At 55.9% G+C, this 18763-nt stretch carries 19 protein-coding genes, 1 tRNA gene and 1 pseudogene; 11 read left to right on the top strand and 10 right to left on the bottom strand.

Annotated elements, in window-relative coordinates; genetic code table 11:
• Positions 1 to 79: 79 nt before the first annotated feature.
• A complete protein-coding gene (gene soxR, locus ACJ8HT_RS10795; RefSeq protein WP_195873625.1) occupies positions 80 to 553 on the top strand; it encodes a redox-sensitive transcriptional activator SoxR in 474 nt (157 codons plus the stop codon).
• Positions 554 to 594: 41 nt separating this feature from the next.
• On the opposite strand, the gene ACJ8HT_RS10790 is transcribed toward soxR, so the two are convergent.
• The 5 genes and pseudogenes from ACJ8HT_RS10790 to ACJ8HT_RS10770 form a co-directional block, all read right to left on the bottom strand.
• Positions 595 to 1665, bottom strand: coding sequence for a fimbrial protein (locus ACJ8HT_RS10790; protein ID WP_195873624.1), 1071 nt, complete (start codon positions 1663 to 1665; stop codon positions 595 to 597).
• A gap of 18 nt (positions 1666 to 1683) precedes the next feature.
• A pseudogene (locus tag ACJ8HT_RS10785) lies at positions 1684 to 4176 on the bottom strand (fimbria/pilus outer membrane usher protein).
• Between the two features lie 15 nt (positions 4177 to 4191).
• On the bottom strand, positions 4192 to 4887 hold the full coding sequence (locus tag ACJ8HT_RS10780; protein WP_194572759.1) for a fimbrial biogenesis chaperone: 696 nt from the start codon (positions 4885 to 4887) through the stop codon (positions 4192 to 4194).
• Between the two features lie 48 nt (positions 4888 to 4935).
• The gene (locus tag ACJ8HT_RS10775; RefSeq protein ID WP_422663508.1) at positions 4936 to 5517 is read right to left on the bottom strand and encodes a fimbrial protein; all 582 of its coding nucleotides are present in this window, start codon (positions 5515 to 5517) and stop codon (positions 4936 to 4938) included.
• A gap of 185 nt (positions 5518 to 5702) precedes the next feature.
• On the bottom strand, positions 5703 to 6314 hold the full coding sequence (locus tag ACJ8HT_RS10770; protein ID WP_197652032.1) for a response regulator transcription factor: 612 nt from the start codon (positions 6312 to 6314) through the stop codon (positions 5703 to 5705).
• Positions 6315 to 6717: 403 nt separating this feature from the next.
• Between ACJ8HT_RS10770 and ACJ8HT_RS10765 the strand changes: the two genes are divergently transcribed.
• Together ACJ8HT_RS10765 and ACJ8HT_RS10760 are read left to right on the top strand one after the other, a co-directional pair.
• Positions 6718 to 7515, top strand: a complete 798-nt coding sequence (locus ACJ8HT_RS10765) for a winged helix-turn-helix domain-containing protein (protein WP_194572756.1) — start codon at positions 6718 to 6720, stop codon at positions 7513 to 7515.
• Positions 7516 to 7998 (top strand): hypothetical protein, encoded by a 483-nt coding sequence (locus ACJ8HT_RS10760; protein ID WP_060440259.1) that lies wholly within the window; start codon positions 7516 to 7518, stop codon positions 7996 to 7998.
• A gap of 89 nt (positions 7999 to 8087) precedes the next feature.
• On the opposite strand, the gene ACJ8HT_RS10755 is transcribed toward ACJ8HT_RS10760, so the two are convergent.
• Positions 8088 to 8303, bottom strand: coding sequence for a hypothetical protein (locus ACJ8HT_RS10755; protein ID WP_016928277.1), 216 nt, complete (start codon positions 8301 to 8303; stop codon positions 8088 to 8090).
• A 228-nt stretch (positions 8304 to 8531) separates the two neighbouring features.
• Positions 8532 to 8619 (bottom strand) — tRNA-Ser (locus ACJ8HT_RS10750).
• Positions 8620 to 8845: 226 nt separating this feature from the next.
• On the opposite strand from ACJ8HT_RS10750, the gene yccA reads away from it, so the two are divergent.
• The gene (yccA, locus tag ACJ8HT_RS10745; protein ID WP_004928091.1) at positions 8846 to 9505 is read left to right on the top strand and encodes an FtsH protease modulator YccA; all 660 of its coding nucleotides are present in this window, start codon (positions 8846 to 8848) and stop codon (positions 9503 to 9505) included.
• A 111-nt stretch (positions 9506 to 9616) separates the two neighbouring features.
• Positions 9617 to 9946: a sulfurtransferase TusE gene (tusE, locus tag ACJ8HT_RS10740; RefSeq protein ID WP_049200467.1), complete on the top strand. Its 330-nt coding sequence runs from the start codon at positions 9617 to 9619 to the stop codon at positions 9944 to 9946.
• A gap of 34 nt (positions 9947 to 9980) precedes the next feature.
• Here the strand turns inward: tusE and yccX are convergent, their stop codons facing one another.
• Complete coding sequence (yccX, locus tag ACJ8HT_RS10735) at positions 9981 to 10259, bottom strand: acylphosphatase (protein ID WP_197652033.1); 279 nt, start codon at positions 10257 to 10259, stop codon at positions 9981 to 9983.
• 92 nt (positions 10260 to 10351) lie between these two features.
• On the opposite strand from yccX, the gene rlmI reads away from it, so the two are divergent.
• Together rlmI and hspQ are read left to right on the top strand one after the other, a co-directional pair.
• On the top strand, positions 10352 to 11542 hold the full coding sequence (gene rlmI, locus ACJ8HT_RS10730; RefSeq protein ID WP_060442462.1) for a 23S rRNA (cytosine(1962)-C(5))-methyltransferase RlmI: 1191 nt from the start codon (positions 10352 to 10354) through the stop codon (positions 11540 to 11542).
• A gap of 60 nt (positions 11543 to 11602) precedes the next feature.
• Positions 11603 to 11920, top strand: coding sequence for a heat shock protein HspQ (hspQ, locus tag ACJ8HT_RS10725; RefSeq protein ID WP_033637900.1), 318 nt, complete (start codon positions 11603 to 11605; stop codon positions 11918 to 11920).
• 57 nt (positions 11921 to 11977) lie between these two features.
• On the opposite strand, the gene ACJ8HT_RS10720 is transcribed toward hspQ, so the two are convergent.
• Complete coding sequence (locus ACJ8HT_RS10720; RefSeq protein ID WP_194572754.1) at positions 11978 to 12391, bottom strand: CoA-binding protein; 414 nt, start codon at positions 12389 to 12391, stop codon at positions 11978 to 11980.
• A gap of 256 nt (positions 12392 to 12647) precedes the next feature.
• Between ACJ8HT_RS10720 and ACJ8HT_RS10715 the strand changes: the two genes are divergently transcribed.
• Complete coding sequence (locus tag ACJ8HT_RS10715; RefSeq protein ID WP_194572771.1) at positions 12648 to 13313, top strand: DUF2057 family protein; 666 nt, start codon at positions 12648 to 12650, stop codon at positions 13311 to 13313.
• Between the two features lie 121 nt (positions 13314 to 13434).
• Positions 13435 to 13893 (top strand): methylglyoxal synthase, encoded by a 459-nt coding sequence (locus ACJ8HT_RS10710; protein ID WP_015377363.1) that lies wholly within the window; start codon positions 13435 to 13437, stop codon positions 13891 to 13893.
• A 33-nt stretch (positions 13894 to 13926) separates the two neighbouring features.
• On the opposite strand, the gene helD is transcribed toward ACJ8HT_RS10710, so the two are convergent.
• Positions 13927 to 15981, bottom strand: a complete 2055-nt coding sequence (helD, locus tag ACJ8HT_RS10705) for a DNA helicase IV (RefSeq protein ID WP_197652034.1) — start codon at positions 15979 to 15981, stop codon at positions 13927 to 13929.
• Between the two features lie 166 nt (positions 15982 to 16147).
• Here helD and ACJ8HT_RS10700 point away from each other — a divergent pair, with 166 nt between their 5' ends.
• Positions 16148 to 16600 (top strand): YccF domain-containing protein, encoded by a 453-nt coding sequence (locus ACJ8HT_RS10700; RefSeq protein WP_049200455.1) that lies wholly within the window; start codon positions 16148 to 16150, stop codon positions 16598 to 16600.
• 26 nt (positions 16601 to 16626) lie between these two features.
• Positions 16627 to 18762 (top strand): YccS family putative transporter, encoded by a 2136-nt coding sequence (gene yccS / locus ACJ8HT_RS10695; RefSeq protein WP_197652035.1) that lies wholly within the window; start codon positions 16627 to 16629, stop codon positions 18760 to 18762.
• Position 18763: the final 1 nt, after the last annotated feature.

The raw sequence follows: 18763 nt of genomic DNA, 5'->3' as shown, positions 1-18763 counted from the left end.
GAGAGATGCCGGTTGCCAAGCCCGGCTGGCTGCACTATAAAACCTCAGGTTAACTTGAGGTCAAGCTGAGGAACGTGGAATGGCAAGAAATGAACCGATTGACACCTATCGGCTATTGACCGTGGGGGAAGTGGCGAAGCGCAGCGGCGTGGCGGTATCCGCGCTGCACTTTTACGAAAGCAAGGGGCTGATTCAGGCAACGCGCAACGCCGGTAACCAGCGCCGCTACACGCCGGTGGTGTTGCGCTACATCGCGGTGATCAAAATCGCGCAAAGCGCGGGCATTCCGTTGGAGGAGATCCGCGCCACGCTGGGCCGCTTTCCTGCCGGCAGCAAGCTGACCGCCGAACAATGGGGAGTTTTGTCCTCCGCCTGGCGCAAAACCCTGGATGAGCGCATTCAGCGGCTGACGGTGCTGCGCGACCATCTCGACAGCTGCATCGGCTGCGGCTGCCTGTCGCTCACCGACTGCCCGCTGCGCAACCCAAACGATATTTTGGGCCAACAGGGCGCCGGCGCGCATATTTTCGATCGCATGACGGAACACCGGTGAGCGAAACAAGTTGCGCACCGATTATTCCGGGCCCGAGCCTCTCAGGGATAGATGATGTTCAACGTGGCCGAGGTGTTGATTTCCCCCTGCGTGACGCCATCTCGCTGATAAGGGTAATAATAAGCCCCCATGCCGATGATGAAGTGACTGTTCAGGCTGCCGCCGGCGGCGACGTGAAACAGTGAGGTGGCGCTGCCGCGATCGACGTTGGAAGGCGACAGTACCACCGGCGAACTCGGCATATCGCGCTTGACCAGACGCAGCCCCACCCCTTGCGCCCCGCCCGCATTGGCATTGGTCAACACGCTGGCGTCTGAGGCCAGCAGGTTATTGCTGGACAGGAACATCTCAACGGCGCGATCGGCGATGCCTTCCTGCTGCATGTTCTGGCAGCTGATGTTCAGCGAGAACGGCGTGTAGCCGGGTTGGTTGTTACTCAGCACCTGCGCCACGCCCATTTTGGGCAATCTGACCGTCAGGCCGGCGTTGTCGAAACGGCAGGTGGTGGTTTTCGGCGCGTACTTGATGTGCATCGGCTGGCCATACATATCGCGATCGTCATAAGGCCAATTGCCGGTAAGCAACCAGGTGAGCAGTTTCCCCACCTGCTCCAGCAGCCAAAACGGTAATTCCAGTATGCCGATGCCGGTCACGTCACTCACCATTAAAGCATCATCGAGCATCAGTGTATCGCCCGGTACCACCCGCCCATCCTTAGGCTTTTGCACCAGAGAATAACGAATGGTCATCGGGGAATTTAATTCTGAAGCAGAGTGTTCCCCTCTCCCCCTCAACGTTCTGTCGCCTATCTTGTTGGTGATTTCTGCGCGGACCCACTGTTGGCCATCGTTAAAACCGAAAATCGCGGCCTGCGAGTCTTTCGTCGGAAGTTTGATAGTGTAGGAAAAGTTGCTTTTGGACTTGCTGCAGTTAAAGGTGCCGGTGTACTGGGTATTGTACTGTGCTTCCCATACCGGCGTATTGGCGCTCAGCTTATCGGAGAGATCGACGAAAATCGGCGACGCAAACTCTACTCCCTTGCCATAGCAGGAAGCATAGCTATAGCCGCTGAACAGCCCGGACAGCAGCAGCAAAAAAATCAGCCTGATCATAGGTTCGGTTATCCTGTATTAGCGGCAAACGCCGGGCGACGCGTCAAGCGCCAGGGTCGGTTTGGCGATGCGGCAACGGCCGTCGCGCAGTTGCACCGCCAACGCCGTCGGCGGCTGTTCGGCGCGCAGATACAACACGCTGGCCTGGCCGACAAAACCTATCGACCGGCCGTTTTCATCCAGCACTTCGGCGCCGAACGGCAGCGGTGCGCCATCGGCGCGCTGCGCCCGCAGCTGGAATGGCCGACGTTGGTCAGTTTCGAATTTCAGGTAGCTGACCGCACCGTAGTACGGCACGTGGTTGGCAACGTTGCCGCTGATTTCCGCCCCGCTGCTGTGGCCGGTATCCGACAGCGTGACCGAATTTTGCCGGTACGGCGTGGCATAAGGCACCAGCGCCAAACCCTGCACGTTGGTCACGATGCTTTCGTCGCCGTTGACCATCAGCCCTGCGGCCTGCGGCGCCTCGACCACCGTCATGGTGTTACCGATTTCGTTCGACGCCAGCACATGCCAAGGGATCGCTACCAGGCTACCGCGCGCGCTGAGGCCGCTCTGGCGATAGTCGTTGCCTTCGCTGTAGGAGGCGCCAAGCGTCGAAACGCGGGTGCGATAGGCCGCATTGACGCTAGCCATGTTGTCGCCGCCGCTGCGATTGCTACCGCTCAGCGAATAGCTCAGGCGGTTGGATTCCAGGGCATTGCCGCTCAGGCTGACCGTGCTTTGCTGATAGTGAGAGTCCGTCGCCGACAGGCCGGTGCTGAGATAAGCGTTGTTGTCGAACACCGACAGCGGCAGGCTGAACGACAGGTAATAACGCGTTTCTTCCGCACGCTGGCTATTACGCACCCGACTGGCGGAAACGGAGTAGCTGACGCGCCCCAGATTGTTGGAGTATCCCAGCTGGTATTCGCGGCTTTTCGCGTTGGCCGTCCAGTAATCGCGCTGGGAACCGGAGAAGAACAGCGTGCCCCACCCTTCGTTAAGACGCTGGTTCAGGTTAAGCGTAAAGGTATTTTTCGGCCGGGCGGAACGCAGCGCGTCCCAGGTGTTCATATCCAGTTCGGACACGCCCTCCTCGTCGCGCCAGCGGTCAAACTGCCGTTCCAGTTGGCGGTAGCCGTCATTGGAGTAAATGGCGTCGGTAAAGCTGTAGTAACCGCGGGTGGAGTAACGGTAGGCCGCCAGCGTGAAGTTGGTCGCGGTGACGTCGAGGAATTTACTGTAGGCAATACGGAAACTTTACCCGCTTTCACGGCGGTTTTTCAGGCGGGTATCGGCATGCGTCAGGTCGATGGACACCGCCCCTATCGGCAGGTTCCAGCCACTGCCGAGCAGCCAGGCCTGATAGTCGTCGCTCAAAATGCTGCCGGCATAACCGGTCACCAGGTTGTTGAAACCGTACTGCAGGGTACCCTGCACAAAGCCGGGATCGTAATCGGTATTGCTTTCGTTCACCTTGCCGGCCAGCACGCTGTATTGGCTGACACCCTGTTTCAACATGTTGGGTACGGCGGAAAACGGCACGCTGAACGACTGTTCGCGCCCATCCGCCTCTTTGACCGTCACCCACAGATCGCCCGCCGAGCCGGTCGGCTGAATGCTGTCGAGGGTAAAGGCGCCCGGCGGCACGTTTTCCTGGTAGATCACGTTGCCGTTCTGCATCACTTTCACCAGGGCGTTGGTTTGCGCCACGCCCCGCACGACCGGTGAAAAGCCCTGCTGCGAGTTGGGGCGCATGCTGATGTCCGACGCCAGCGCCACCCCGCGGATGCGTACCGAGTCGAACAGATCCCCCGGCGAATAAAAATCACCGGCGGTCAGGTTGGACTTGATGTCGGCGAAGCCGCGCTGCAGGTAGCGAGTGTTGTTCTGCCAGTGGCTCCCCCGCCCGCTGCCGTGGCGAAAGCTGCTGCTGTCGCGAAATTGCCAGCCGGCCAGATTGATCCCGGATTCCAACCCGGTATAAAAATCGTCATTGTTGCTGTGATTGCCGTCGCCGCGCGCCTCGGCGTGGTAGTACGTCGCGTTGTAAGCCAGCGTCAATGCGGAGATGCCGCGATTCCAGAAGGCCGGATCCACGTATCCCGCCTCCGACCGGTTGACCCGCGCCTGCGGCACCGTCAGCCGCAGGCTCAGCGCACCGACGTCCATATCGAACCGCCCACCCTGTACCAGCGTGGCGATCGACAGCGTCGTCAACGGTGCCTGGGGCCTCGGCAACTGACTCAGATCGATGCCCAGCCGCTGCGCATCCTGGTAGTCGATTTGGATATCGTCGCGTTGTGTGCCAAACAGCAGCGCATAGCGCCCTTTCCAGTCATGGTTGACATACACATCGATCTCCTGTCGGCCGGCAGGCATGTCATTATTGAGGTAAAAACGCGAGAGATCGGAATCGCGTGATTCGCCGGCCAACAGCGAAGTGTCGAACGTCACCGCCCAGGCCGTATCCGGCAACAAGAATGAAGAGGCGGTCAGCAGCGAGAGGACTTTTTTATTCAGCTTCATTGTTGTTCTTTCAGGTTAGTGTGCGGTGATGGCTTTAGACTTGTAAGCCCCCAGATCGTCGATATACATCAGGTCATAACGGACGTTTTTACTGACCGATCGTTTGCTGGCAGCAAACTGGGAGGAAAACGGCGCGACCATCAGCGAATCAACCAGCAGATGCTTGTCCGTACCCTGGCCGATATTCGCTACCGTGATGAAATACGGGCTGCTGTTGATGACGTTGAACCCTTTGCCATTGGCTTGCAGCGTCAATTTCTCCAATGCATTTTCTACGCCGCGAGTTAAGGCCTGCGGGCGGTAGAACAGTTTGATGCGCGACTTGATCGCCAGCTGCAGCGTATTGGTGCCCTGCAGGTTTTCCGGCGTCGGTGGGATATCCAGCACGTTGAGATAGAACACCGATTCGCGATCCGCCGCCAACGCGGCGCCGACTTTCTGAATGCGCAGCTGCTGCCCGCTGTTGCCGTTCACTTTCACCACCGGCGGCGACAGCAAAAACGGCACGTTGGCGGTTTCCGGGGTGGAATTGATATCGCCGTCGTCGATCCAGGCCTGAACCAGTGAAGGATCGGCGCCGTTATTCAGCAGCTGGACAATCACATCCTTGTTGTTTGCCGGGTAGATCACCCGCGTACCGTTAACTACCACATTGGCCTGCGCGCCAACGGAACCGAGCAACAGCGCCGCTATCATCATGTATTTTTTCATCGTTCCCCCGGGTGGCCAGGCCCATCAAGGGCCTGGCTTTCAGCGCGATTACAGGTAAGAAATGGTGTAAGTCACGTTGGAGCTCAGAGCGCCCACTTTTGCCGCTTCGGCGTTGGTTTTGTAGTAGTACGCGTCCAGCGTCAGGGTTTCTGAATCCGGTGCCGTTTTGTCACCCATGATGTCGGTGACGTAAGGCACGTTCAGCTGGATCGGGGTGGAAGAACCGGTTTCCGCCAGAGAGAAGCCCACGTTCTTCGCGACGGAAGCGTCGTTTTCGTTGACCGAGTTGTTCAGCAAATATTTGCCGTCGGTAGAGATGTTATCCGCAGAGGAGAAGTAGATTTTCAACGGGGTGCCTGCGGTACCGGCCGCCGGCGAACAGCCGGAGAAGGTCAGCGAGAAGGACTTCTTGTTCTTGGTGATTGGCCCAACGGCGTTCCCCGCGTCGGTCACCGAGATCGGGCTCAGTGCTACGGTGAAATCCGCGCTTTTGCCGCCGTTAATCGTACAGGTGGTGTCGGTAATGGCACCGGTAAAGTTAATGATGCCACCGGCGGAATTGTCTTCAGCAAAAGCCGTAGGCGCAGCGACCGCAGTCGCCATGATTGCAACAGAAAACATCTTCTTCATCATGAGATAAAACTCCATAACAGTTTGGTTTGAGAGAATAAATAAAAAACGGCCGCTGCCGGCGGGATGAAATAATCCCTCCCCGTAATACAGAGGCAAAAGGATGAGCACATTCCTGTTTTTATAAAATCAAGCCATAGCGTTATTCATCACCCGACAATAAAAACGATGAAAATAACGAATTTCTAGAGAACCTCCGAGAAATCGGATGAAATCTCCAATAAGTTGTGTACCCGATTCTTCAATCCCATTTTGCGTAGCGCACTGCATTTCTGCGTGCTGACCGTCTTTACACTTTTATCAAGAATTCGGGAAACCTGAGTCACCGTATAGCCGAAGGAAAGCAAATGGAGCGTTTCCACCTCACTTTCCGTCAGGCGGTTTTTCGTATTGCGAACCGCTCCGCCCTCAACGCCTCCATTTAATGCAGAGCGCTGCGTGACCTTATCCACCAGAAAAGAAAACTCTTTACTCATACCGGGGATACTGATTTTTTTATCGAGCACAACCACATCACGCGATACGGAACGAAATAACAGACGGCGTTTTTCTTCCGTCGTCAAAAAAACCTTTACGCCATGAATAGCAGACAATAATGTCATCGCCATGCTGAAGCGCAGCATGCTTTTTACCGCATCATCGACGATCAGAATATCGTGGCAATTACGCCCCATAGCCAAAGGCAGATCGTCGTAGTAGGCAATAACGTGATCTTTATGAAAAATCCTTGGCATCAATATTCTTTTTATCGCTTCTCTGAAAAATATGTTTTCAGATACGATACCGATACTGAGCATACTTCCTCCATCCATGGCTAAGGATAACGGCGATACCTTGCACTAAATACCCGCCGTCTTCTTGGAAAATTCGCATTGCCGTTCGGGAGCAAACAATAAGCGACTGGCACGTAAACCGGTGCCGTAAAACACTAAGATAATTCTGCATCAAACCATTAACAACAGGAACATTATTTTTATTAACGCAAATTTTAATTATTATAATCTATAAAATATTTAATTTTCAGCATTTAACACCAAAAAAGGCCGGTAAGAGGGTAATTCACCGTACATTCCTTTCGCCGGAAAAATAAAAACAGACCTGAATTATTTATGTTTTCCGTCCGGAACCTTGACCTCTCCGAAGTTTCACTAAATACTAGCCGCGAACTGGAAGCCTATATCATTATAAAAACCTGAATACATGAAATATATTATCGACCTCTGCGTTATCTATGACGCAAACGCGTGTCGTCTCCAACTCATTGACAATGATGAGTCATCGATACGGATATCCAACCCGGCTTCACGCCTGTTAATTGAAATGCTGACTCATCCGAATATCCCATTGAAACGTGAGATGTTGATAAAAAAGGTATGGGAAGAGTATGGTTTTTCAGGCTCATCGATCAGCCTCAACGTGGCCGTCAGTGAAATAAGGAAAGCATTCAAACTGCTGGGGAGAGAAACCTCCCCCATAAAGACCCTGGCGAAAGTCGGCTTTTGCTTTACCGCCATGATTGATATTTATCCATCACCGCAGACAACCGTGAACGAAACGCCGCCCTCTTCCACATCAGAGCCGCTTTCGCCTCCCCAGTCGGTTGCCGGATCTCATATCACGTCACCGCAGAAGAAGGTAAAGATTAGCGCTATTGCCGCTATCTGCGGCGTATTTATTCCGCTGTTGTTCATCGCGGCCTTCTATCCTATTGAACCACCCGATCAACCGAGAGAAAAGTTAGTTCCGCTAGGAAAAAAAGACCGCTGCACCTTGTATTCTCTGGATGCGGACAAGCATATTGATGACAACCTGGAAAAAAGCATGGTTAACCAAGCGTTAGAGAGCAGCGGCGTCGATTGCATCAACAGCAAGGCGGATATCTATTTCTCCTCCGTAAAGCACACGTTGACTTATAACACCTTTCTCGGTGTGTGTTATCTCAGTTCGCAAGATCAATATACCCAGTGTGTCACCTACAAAATTCTCAACGGAAAATAAATGGCCGCATTGCACAATCCCAAAATACTGATTATCGGATTTTTGGCAGTGATCCTCTTCATTGTCCTGTTTCGCGTTTTAACACCCGCCGCACCTGTGCATATGAATTGCCAGGCCGATACGATAACTAAAAAACGATTAGCTTCAGGCGATGACCTGGAATTAAAAGTGACGGGCAGTTTATTCATCTATGACGAACACCATGCCATGATCGTGCAGCGCGGGGACATTACCGTGAGAGGAAAAACCTACAGCCTGGATAGAAAAATAAACTTAGATATAAGGAGGTTAGCTCACGGGTTTTACATGACTACCCACCGAGAAATCAGCAAAACCCCCGACGACAACGCACCGGATGAGCTGACCAAAGAAATCCCCATGATCTCTCTCGGCATTAAGAACGGCGTTTTTTCGATGCGTAAAGTTCGGCAGGATGCGTACATCGTTCATGGCGTGCTTTTCCCGGTCACGCTATGCCGTTAACGTGAAAACAGAATGTAATGGAGAGGCAGCGAAACAGCACAAAGGGCGCGTTTATGGCAAACACGCCCCAGATACCGGTTAGGGAGGGGCTATTTTACCGACATATCCGTGCGGACGATGCCATGGTTTTTCATCACCTCTTCCATGGTGAGGTTCTCATCGTACGGCGTATCATCCACCACGACGTCTTGCGGGCGGACATAAGGTTTGGTCGCGCGTTTGAACATCCACCACCATACGAACACCAGGAAAGCGCCGGACTTCAAAAAGATCATGGTCCATAAGGCGACTTGATACCAGTTCATCTCTATCTCCATAAGAGCATTAAGCGAAATTGATAAGGTGGCGCTGATTATCGCACCGGTAGCGCCTGACAGCAGCAGGCATCCGAGCGGCCGACCTTGATGAGCGCATAATCTCACCGATGCATGGCCCTTATCAATAGCCGATCGCGTTTCCTGCAGAGGCGCCCCGGTTTCTGCGCACGCAAAAGCAAAAAACCCCGTGCTCAGAGAGCACGGGGTCAGAATGTATGGCGGAGGAGCAGAGATTCGAACTCTGGAACGGTTTCCCGTCGACGGTTTTCAAGACCGTTGCCTTCAGCCACTCGGCCACCCCTCCGCAACGACGCGAACTATAAACAGACCTTATTCGCTTGTAAAGCCCGAACGCGTTCAACCGCGCGAAAAATCGACGAAGGCAAAGCAAACGGCGATCAAACGAACACCTTCCCTCACTGTTGCCATAATGATAACTAAGGGTAAAGATTGGTAAACAAACTTTAATCAAGCGCTTGCGCTGCCTATCATCGGGATTATTTTGTGATGGCTTGATAAGAGAGAGCATTATGGACCGCATTGTCGTCTCATCTTCTTCGCGCGACTCGCTGCTCAGCACGCATAAAGTCCTGCGTAACACCTATTTTCTGTTATCCCTGACCCTGGCTTTCTCAGCCCTGACCGCGACCGCCAGCACGATGCTGGGTCTGCCTGCGCCAGGCTTGCTGCTGATGCTGGTCGGTTTCTACGGCCTGATGTTCCTGACCCATAAACTGGCCAACAGCCCGGCGGGCATTCTGGCGGCGTTCGCGCTGACCGGTTTCATGGGATACGCCCTCGGCCCGATCCTCAGCTCATTCCTGAACGCCGGCGCGGGCGACCTGATCATGCTGGCGCTGGGCGGTACCGCAGCCGTCTTCTTCTGCTGCTCGGCGTACGTGCTGACCACCCGTAAAGACATGTCGTTCCTGTCCGGCATGATGATGGCCGGTTTTGTGGTGCTGCTGGTGGCGGTGATCGCCAACCTGTTCCTGCAGATCCCTGCCCTGCACCTGGCTATCAGCGCGCTGTTCATCCTGTTCTCCGCCGGCGCGATCCTGTGGGAAACCAGCAACATCATTCACGGCGGCGAGACCAACTACATTCGTGCCACCGTTAGCCTGTACGTGTCGCTCTACAACATGTTCATCAGCCTGTTGAGCATTCTGGGCTTCGCCCGCAGTAACTGATTGCAGGTTACACATACCTTTCTGGCCCCGCTTCCGCGGGGCTTTGTTTTTTGCGGCCGAGAAAATTTGCTAAACTGGCGGCCGTTCCGAATCATCCGTTATCGAGGCAGTATGTTGGAGTTTGAAGGTCAGGTTATCGACACTGACGCACAGGGGTATCTGAAAAACAGCGCCGACTGGCGCGAGGGACTCGCGCCGCTGCTGGCCGCGCAGGAAGAGATCGTGCTCACCGAAGCACACTGGGAAGTCGTGCGCTTCGTACGCGACTTCTATCAAGAATTTAATACTTCACCGGCTATTCGCATGCTGGTCAAAGCCATGGCGCAGAAATACGGCGAAGAAAAAGGCAACAGCCGCTATCTGTATCGCCTGTTCCCGAAAGGGCCGGCCAAACAAGCCACCAAAATCGCCGGATTGCCAAAACCGGTAAAATGCATCTGACCGCTTTGCCCGCAGCGCTGCTGCAGGCAGGCGTTCAATAGCGAATGCCAAACCCGGCGTAATCGGCTACGCCCTGCGGCTCCACCAGCACGCGTTCGACGCGCGCGCTGCGCGGGCCGCCCTGTTTCAACCACGCCACCAGCTTGTCCACCTGCGTCTGTGTGCCGCAGGCCACCACCTGAACGCTACCGTCATCGAGGTTGCGCGCATAGCCGGTCACTCCCAGCGCCTCAGCCTGCCGCTGGGTGGAATAGCGGAACCCTACCCCCTGCACCACGCCATACACATACGCAGCCACGCAAACTTGTGTCATAATCGCCCCCTTATTCAGTTTTCGTTATGGCATTGCCGTGCCTTTGCACCGCCGTGTCACTCTTTCTCTCCTAGCTGGCAGCATTATTAATTATGACCGTACGCCTGTTTCTCGCCAAAGGACGTGAAAAGTCCTTACTCCGTCGCCACCCTTGGGTGTTCTCCGGCGCCGTTCAACGCGTTGAGGGCAAAGCCCACTCCGGTGAAACCATCGATATTCTCGACAGCCAGGGAAAATGGCTGGCGCGCGGCGCCTATTCGCCCGAGTCGCAGATCCGCGCACGCGTCTGGACTTTCCAGCAAGATGAAGAGATTAACATCGATTTCTTCATCCGCCGCCTGCAGCAAGCGCAAAGCTGGCGCGATTGGGTCGCGCAGCGCGACGGTCTGGACGGGTACCGCCTGATCGCCGGCGAGTCCGACGGCCTGCCGGGCATCACTATCGATCGCTTCCAGAATTTCCTGGTGTTGCAGCTGCTGTCCGCCGGTGCCGAATACCAGCGCCCGGCCCTGCTTTCCGCCCTGCAGCATTGCTACCCGGAATGTTCGATCTACGATCGTTCCGACGTTGCGGTGCGCAAAAAAGAAGGCCTGCCTCTGGCGCAGGGCCCGGTGCTGGGCGATCTGCCACCTGAGCTGTTGCCGATCACCGAACACGGCATGAAGCTGCTGGTGGATATTCAGCAGGGGCACAAAACCGGTTTCTACCTCGACCAGCGCGACAGCCGCTTGGCGGCGCGTAATTACTCCGCCGGCCGTCGGGTGCTGAACTGCTTCTCCTACACCGGCGCCTTCGCCGTTTCCGCTCTGATGGGCGGCTGCGCGCAGGTGATCAGCGTGGATACCTCGCAGGCGGCGCTGGACATCGCCCGGCAGAACGTCGAGCTCAACAAGCTGGATCTCAACAAGGCAGAGTTCGTCCGCGATGACGTGTTCCAGCTGTTGCGCAACTACCGCACCCAAGGTGAGAAATTCGATCTGATCATCATGGATCCGCCGAAGTTCGTCGAGAACAAGAACCAGCTGGCCAGCGCCTGTCGCGGCTACAAAGACATCAACATGCTGGCGCTGCAGCTGCTGAATCCGGGCGGCATTCTGCTCAGCTTCTCCTGCTCCGGTCTGATGCCGACCGACCTGTTCCAGAAAATTTTGGCCGACGCCGCTGTAGATGCCGGACGTGATGTACAATTTATAGAACAGTTCCGTCAGGCGGCCGATCACCCGGTGATCGCCACGTACCCTGAAGGGCTGTACCTGAAAGGATTCGCTTGTCGGGTGATGTAACTTGAAATGCGCTGCTTTGCCCCCATATATGAGCAAGGCATTGTTTCTCAGGAGGTCATCATGATTGCCAGCAAATTCGGTATCGGACAACAGGTTAGGCATAAACTGCTGGGGTATTTGGGTGTCGTTATCGATATCGACCCGGAATACTCTTTGGAACAACCCAAAGCTGACGAAATAGCGGCGAACGATGAACTGCGTTCCGCCCCTTGGTACCACGTGGTGATGGAAGACGAGGAAGGCCAACCGGTACACACCTATCTGGCTGAAGCGCAGCTGGATAGCGAAGCCCAGGAGGCACACCCCGAGCAACCATCGCTGGATGAACTGGCGGAATCCATCCGTCACCAGCTACAGGCGCCACGCTTGCGCAATTGACCGCGCCAAGACCTGAGAAACCCGAGAGGGCCTGGCATCGTGCCAGGCCCTTTTTATTCAGCGCTCCAACCCCAAACGCGGAATTTCGATTTTCGGACAGCGATCCATCACCACGCGCAGCCCGGCCTGTTGCGCCAGCTCCGCCGCCTGATCGTTAATCACCCCGATCTGCAGCCACAGCGCCTTGGCGCCGATCGCTATTGCCTCTTGCGCCACGCCGTAAGCCGCCTCTGAATTGCGAAACACGTCAACCATATCCACCGGCTGCGGGATAGCGGCCAGCGTAGCGTAAACCGGCTGCCCCAGCAGCGTCTGCCCCGCCAGTTTTGGGCTGACCGGGATCACCTGATACCCTTGCGCCAACAGATATGCCATCACCCCATAGCTGGGCCGCGACGGGTTATCGCTGGCACCGACCAGCGCGATCGTTTTCACCCGCTGCAACAGCTCGATAATCTCTTGATCTTGCATCTTTCAACTCCCGTTTATCACACCGCCACTCTCCGCTTCGAGAGTAACCGATCGCCACCCGCTCGGCTAAACGCAACGCGAGGGAAACTTCAGCGCAATCTTATGGTCAGAGGCTGTCGCGGTTCAACTGCTCATGGTCGTGTCTAATCGCGATAAAATATGTGAAAATGTAAACAAAATACCCAATTGATAAATTTTGACACAACCTGTGCCGTGTTCAACACTTAGGGCTACGTCACTTTATAAGGAGATAATGATGAAATTTGGTCTGGTGGTTGCGGCGTTGCTCAGCATCAGCATGCCTGCCGCGGCTACGACCCTGAAACTCTCCCCGGACATCGACCTGTTGGTGGTCGACGGCAAGAAAATGACAGGTTCGTTGTTAAAAGGCGCCGACAGTCTTGAACTGGATGGCGGACAGCACCAGCTGCTGTTTAAAGTGACCAAAACCGTCCGCTCCGGCCAGCATACGCAGGCCTATGCATCCCTGCCGCTGGTTGCCACTTTCAATACGCAAAAGATCAGCCAGGTGGCGATCGAACTGCCGCGCATCGAGAACGATCGCGATGCGCAACGCTTTGACAAAACGTTGAACTACCTGGTGGTCGATAAAGACGGTAACGCACTGCCGTTTCAACATGACGTGCTGCATCCCGACAGCGTCACTTTCAATGCCGATTTGGAGAAAGTGATGACAGATTATAACCGCCAGAATCGCCCGGCCTCCGTCTCCTCCTTCGTTCAGATGAACGCCGGCAATCCCTCAACCCCCCCGCTGGCCGGCACGCCACTGAGCGCCCCAACGGTGACGTTGAAAGGAGAAAATGTGTCGGAACAAATGCTGCAATATTGGTTCCAGCAAGCCGACAAAGAAACGCAGAAACGTTTTCTGCGGTGGGCCAATAAACAACCGGTTCGCTGATCCTACCCGGCGTCTTTCCTCGCAAGGCGCCTTTTCTTCGCATTTTCAGGCGCAAACGCTAGGCAGTGAAAAACAGTTTCAGTAATCTGTCGCACATCCCCGATTAGCGAAGGACATCGAGATGGAATTGACCACCCGCACTATCGCCGCGCGCAAGCACATTGCGCTGGTGGCGCACGATCACCGCAAACAAGCCCTGTTGGAGTGGGTAGAGAGCCACAAGACCATTCTGGCGCAGCATCAACTGTACGCCACCGGCACCACCGGCAATCTGATCCAGCGCGCCAGCGGCATTCCGGTCACCAGCATGCTGAGTGGCCCAATGGGCGGCGACCAACAGGTCGGCGCATTGATTGCAGAAGGCAAGATAGACATGCTGATCTTCTTTTGGGATCCGTTGAACGCGGTACCGCACGATCCGGACGTGAAGGCGCTGCTGCGGCTGGCGACCGTATGGAATATCCCGGTGGCCACCAACCGCTCGACCGCTGACTTTCTGATTGACTCTCCGCTGTTCAAAAGCGAGGTGGAGATCGCCATCCCCGACTATCAGCGCTATCTGCAAGACCGCCTGAAATAGCCCTCGCGGCCTGGCTACCGCCAGGCCTGATGCCTACGGTTTTTTCTGCACCGGTACGCCAAGATCCTGCAGGTGTTCGACGAACACCGAAGGACGTTCACGATCCTGCAACAGCCAGACCTGATGTTTGGCACGAGTCAACGCGACATACAGCAGACGGCGCTCTTCGGCATCTGGGAAATCCTCCGGCTGTGGCAACAGCACCTCTTCCAACACCGACTCGCGCGCTACGGCGGGGAAACCGTCACGCCCTTCATGCAAACCGGCGATGATGACGTATTCCGCCTGCTGCCCCTTGCTGGCGTGGATGGTCATGAACTCCAGATCCAGCTTAGGCCAGCGGGTGGCCGCCTTCGCCAGCGCTTCCGGTTTCAGATGATGGTAGCGCGCCAGTAGCAGGATACGCTCATCCGGCTTGGCATAGCCGCTCAGTTTATCCAGCAAGGGCTCCAGCTGCTCGTGCGGCAGGATCGCCACCGACTTTTTATTGCCCTTGCTCAGGCTGTTGAGCGGTTTTTGCAGCTGGTGCGGGTTCTGCTGCACGAAGCGGTTGGCTACCTCACCGATACGTTCATTGAAGCGATAAGTGGTATCCAGCGCGCACTGCGCCCCTTCACCGAAGTGAGTAGCGAACGCCGTGGTTAACGTCAACTCTGCGCCGCTGAAGCGATAAATCGCCTGCCAGTCATCCCCCACCGCAAACAGGCAGGTCTGTTTGTTTTGCCGGCGCAGCGCCGCCAACAACAGCGCACGCTGCGGCGAGATATCCTGAAACTCATCGACCAGAATATGTTTCCACGGGCTGACAAAGCGCCCCTTGTCGAGAATATTGACCGCCTGATGGATCAGACCGGAGAAGTCCACCGCCCCTTCCTCTTTCAAGGCGCTTTTCCAGGCTTTCAGCAGCGGTGCCATCAGCCGGATGCGTTTTGAAAACAGATCGCGGATTTCTTCATCCGCCTGCTCAATCATTTCCGCCTGGCTGCCGCCGTGCATGCGCATCAGCCCCAGCCAGCGTTCCAAGCGGCCCGCCAGCCGATCCGTCAGGCGTTGATCCTGCCAAAAGTCACCTTCCGGCACTTCCCATTCCAGCTCTTCGCTCAACCACTGACGCCACCCCTTGGCCTGAGCTTTCTTCTCCGCGCACTGTTGCCGCCAATGGGTAATCAGTAACTCTTTGCGTGCTTTGGCATCGGTTTCCAACCGGCTGATGGCCGGAGCCTTGCGGCTGCCCTGTTGAATGATCTGCAGCGCCAACGCATGGAATGTCTTGGCCTGAATACCGACATCGCCCAAGCGCTCTTTGATACGGTCATTCATTTCACTGGCAGCCTGGCGGCCGAACGCCAACAGCAAGATTTGCCCCGGCTCCGCCTCCTGACGGCGCAGCAGCCAGCCGGCGCGCGCCACTAGCACCGACGTTTTGCCGCTGCCGGCCCCCGCCAATACCAGAACAGAATCCTCGCCGTTGACGACTGCACGGCTCTGGGAGTCATTGAGCGGTGAACTCTCGACGGTTTGGAAGAAATCATGGTGTTGCTCCAGCATGCGTTCGGTCCACTGCCGGTTGCGCTGTTCGACGCTGCGTTGCCCCTGCTGCAGCCATTGCTGACACAGGTGGTAATCGGCCCGGCAATTGTCGAACTCATCCAGACGCGCCACCGGCATCGGCAACGCGGAGAAAGCTTCGCGGATTTGCTGCTGCAGCTTGCCCAGCTCAGACTTTTTGAACCATTTATCTTGCTGCTCGATGCGCTGGATCTGCGCCACCTGCTGTTGCAACACGCCGGCGCTGACCTCGCTCATTTCGGCACTCCACTGTTGCCATGCCTGCTGCAGATAGTGATGAAAACGCTGCGTTTCCTGCCACTCGGTGCCGTGCAACCGCACCACTTTTTCGTCCGGTAACTCAAACTCCAGCTCGCCCCAGACGATGCCTCGCTTGCACCTGACCTGAATCAATTGATTAAAGGGGATCAGGTATTCATGTTTTTCCCCGCTCACCTCAACGCCGGCGTGCAGCAACCGCACGCGGTTATAAGGGTGCTGAGCCAGGTGTTTCCCCAGCGATGTCGCTTTAAGTTCCATATCGTCGCGCCATGACTATGTTGAGATTAAATAACGGATATCTGCCAGTTTACCTGCGATAAGCAGTGGCACTCTAGCGCTAAAAAAAGGGTAGAATAGATTTTGCGTTTTTATCGTGAATACGCCCGCATCGCGGTTTGGTCATCATTAGAGCAGAATGACGTCTATGCGTACTGTACTGAATATTCTTAATTTTGTGTTGGGCGGTTTCTTCACTACGCTGGGCTGGCTGATCGCCACGGTGTTCAGCGTGCTGCTGGTCATCACCCTGCCCCTCACCCGCTCCTGCTGGGAAATCACCAAGCTGTCGCTGGTGCCGTTCGGCAACGAAGCGATACATGTCGATGAACTGTACCCGGAAAAAAGCAATGCACTGCTCTCCGCCGGCGGTTCACTGCTCAACATTATCTGGTTGGTGTTGTTCGGTTGGTGGCTGTGCCTGTCACACATCGCCGCCGGTATTGTGCAGTGCGTTTCGATCATCGGCATTCCGGTCGGCATCGCCAATTTCAAAATTGCCGCCATCGCGCTGTGGCCGGTGGGGCGCCGCGTCGTCTCGGTAGAAATGGCTCAGCAAGCCCGTATTGAGAATGCTCGCCGCCAATATCATCAGCGTTAATTTTATCTCCGTTTGAGGAGTTTTTCGTGCTCTCTTTTGCACCCGCAGTTCGTCGTTACACCTACAACAGCAACCTGCTGTATCACCTGCGCATTCTTATTGCGCTGACCGGCACTACCGTCGTTCCCTGGTGGCTGGGCATTCCCAAGCTGACCATACCGTTGACGCTGGGCGTGGTGGCGGCGGCCTTGACTGATTTGGATGATCGCCTGGCCGGCAGGTTACGCAACCTGCTGATCACGCTGGTGTGCTTCTTTGTCGCCTCCGCCTCGATCGAACTGCTGTTCCCCTACCCCTGGTTGTTCGCCCTTGGCTTAACCACCTCGACCTGCGGTTTTATCCTGCTCGGTGCCTTGGGGCAACGTTATGCCACCATCGCCTTTGGCGCGCTGCTGATCGCGGTTTACACCATGCTCGGCACATCAATGTACGACGCCTGGTATCAGCAACCGCTGCTGCTGGTGATCGGTGCACTGTGGTACAACCTGCTAACGCTGGCAGGCCACCTGCTGTTCCCCATCCGGCCGCTGCAAGAGAACCTGGCGCGCTGCTACGATCAACTGGCCAACTATCTGGATGCCAAAGCCAACCTGTTCGATCCGGACGCCGAGCGCGACGCCGATCTGCCCTGGATGGATGTCGCGATGGCCAACAGCGCTTTGGTTGCGTTGCTGAACCAGACCAAAGCCTCGTTGTTGACGCGCCTGAAAGGCGATCGCGGCCAGCGCGGCACCCGCCGCACTTTGCACTACTATTTCGTCGCGCAAGATATCCACGAACGCGCCAGCTCCTCCCACGTTCAGTACCATGCTCTCAGCCGCCAATTCCGTCATAGCGACATATTGTTCCGCTTCCAGCGTTTGCTGAGCATGCAAGCGCGTGCCTGTCGCCAATTGGCGCAATCTATCCTGCTCAGGCAAAAGTACCAGCACAACCCAAGGTTTGAGCCGGCTTTCAGCCGCATTCAGGAGGCGTTGGCGCGCATCGCCGAAACCCAGGGTAATACCGAGCAGACCAAGGCGCTGGCGCATCTGTTGAAAAACCTGCATGCGATCGATGCGCAGTTGGCCAATATCGAGTCAGAGCAGACGCTGGCCAGCGGGCAAGCAGAAGAAAACAGTCTGGCCGACGACCGCTTAACCGGCTGGAGCGATATTCGGCTGCGCATCAGCCGCCATCTGACCCCGCAGTCGGCCCTGTTCCGCCACGCGATCCGCATGTCGGCGGTGCTGTGCGTGGGTTACGCCTTCATTCAATTCACCGGCATGCAACACGGTTACTGGATCCTGCTGACCAGCCTGTTCGTCTGCCAACCGAACTATAACGCCACCCGCCGGCGCTTAGCACTGCGCATCATCGGCACCCTGGCCGGTATCCTGATCGGCCTGCCGATCCTTTATTTCGTGCCTTCACTGGAAGGACAGCTGGTGTTGATCGTCATCACCGGCGTTCTGTTCTTCGCTTTCCGCACCGTACAATATGCACACGCGACGATGTTCATCACGCTGCTGGTACTGTTGTGCTTTAACTTGTTGGGTGAAGGATTCGAAGTCGCAGCCCCACGCGTTTACGATACCTTGCTAGGCTGCGCCATCGCTTGGGCGGCGGTAAGCTTTATCTGGCCGGATTGGAAGTTCCGCCAACTGCCGGCGGTGGTGGATAAAACGCTGAATGCCAACTGCCGTTATCTGGACGCCATTCTGGTGCAATACCACCAGGGTAAGGATAACGGCCTCGCCTACCGCATTGCGCGACGAGATGCCCACAACAGCGATGCCGAACTGGCTTCGGTCATCTCCAACATGTCCGCTGACCCCAAGGCCGACAAGGCGCTACAGGAAGCCGCTTTCCGTCTGCTCTGCCTAAATCACACTCTCCTGAGTTATATCTCGGCATTGGGCGCGCACCGCGAGCGGCTGAACACTCCTGCCACGCTCGATCTGCTCAATGATGCCGTATGTTATGTAGACGGCGCCTTGCACCAGGAGGAACGGAACAGCCAGCGAATTACGCAGGCGCTGGAACAACTGGCGGAGCGCATTCGCAAAGCCGTTCCGGAACCAGAAAGCAAAGAACAGCTGGTTTTGCAGCAGGTGGGACTGGTGCTCGAATTGCTGCCGGAACTCACCGCGCTGCACACTCAAATCAATAAGGCCGCCTAAT

Origin of the sequence: Serratia sp. CY44782 (assembly GCF_052168715.1) — a bacterium.
Lineage (GTDB): Bacteria > Pseudomonadota > Gammaproteobacteria > Enterobacterales > Enterobacteriaceae > Serratia > Serratia nevei.
This window is presented reverse-complemented; position numbering and strand designations above follow the sequence as displayed.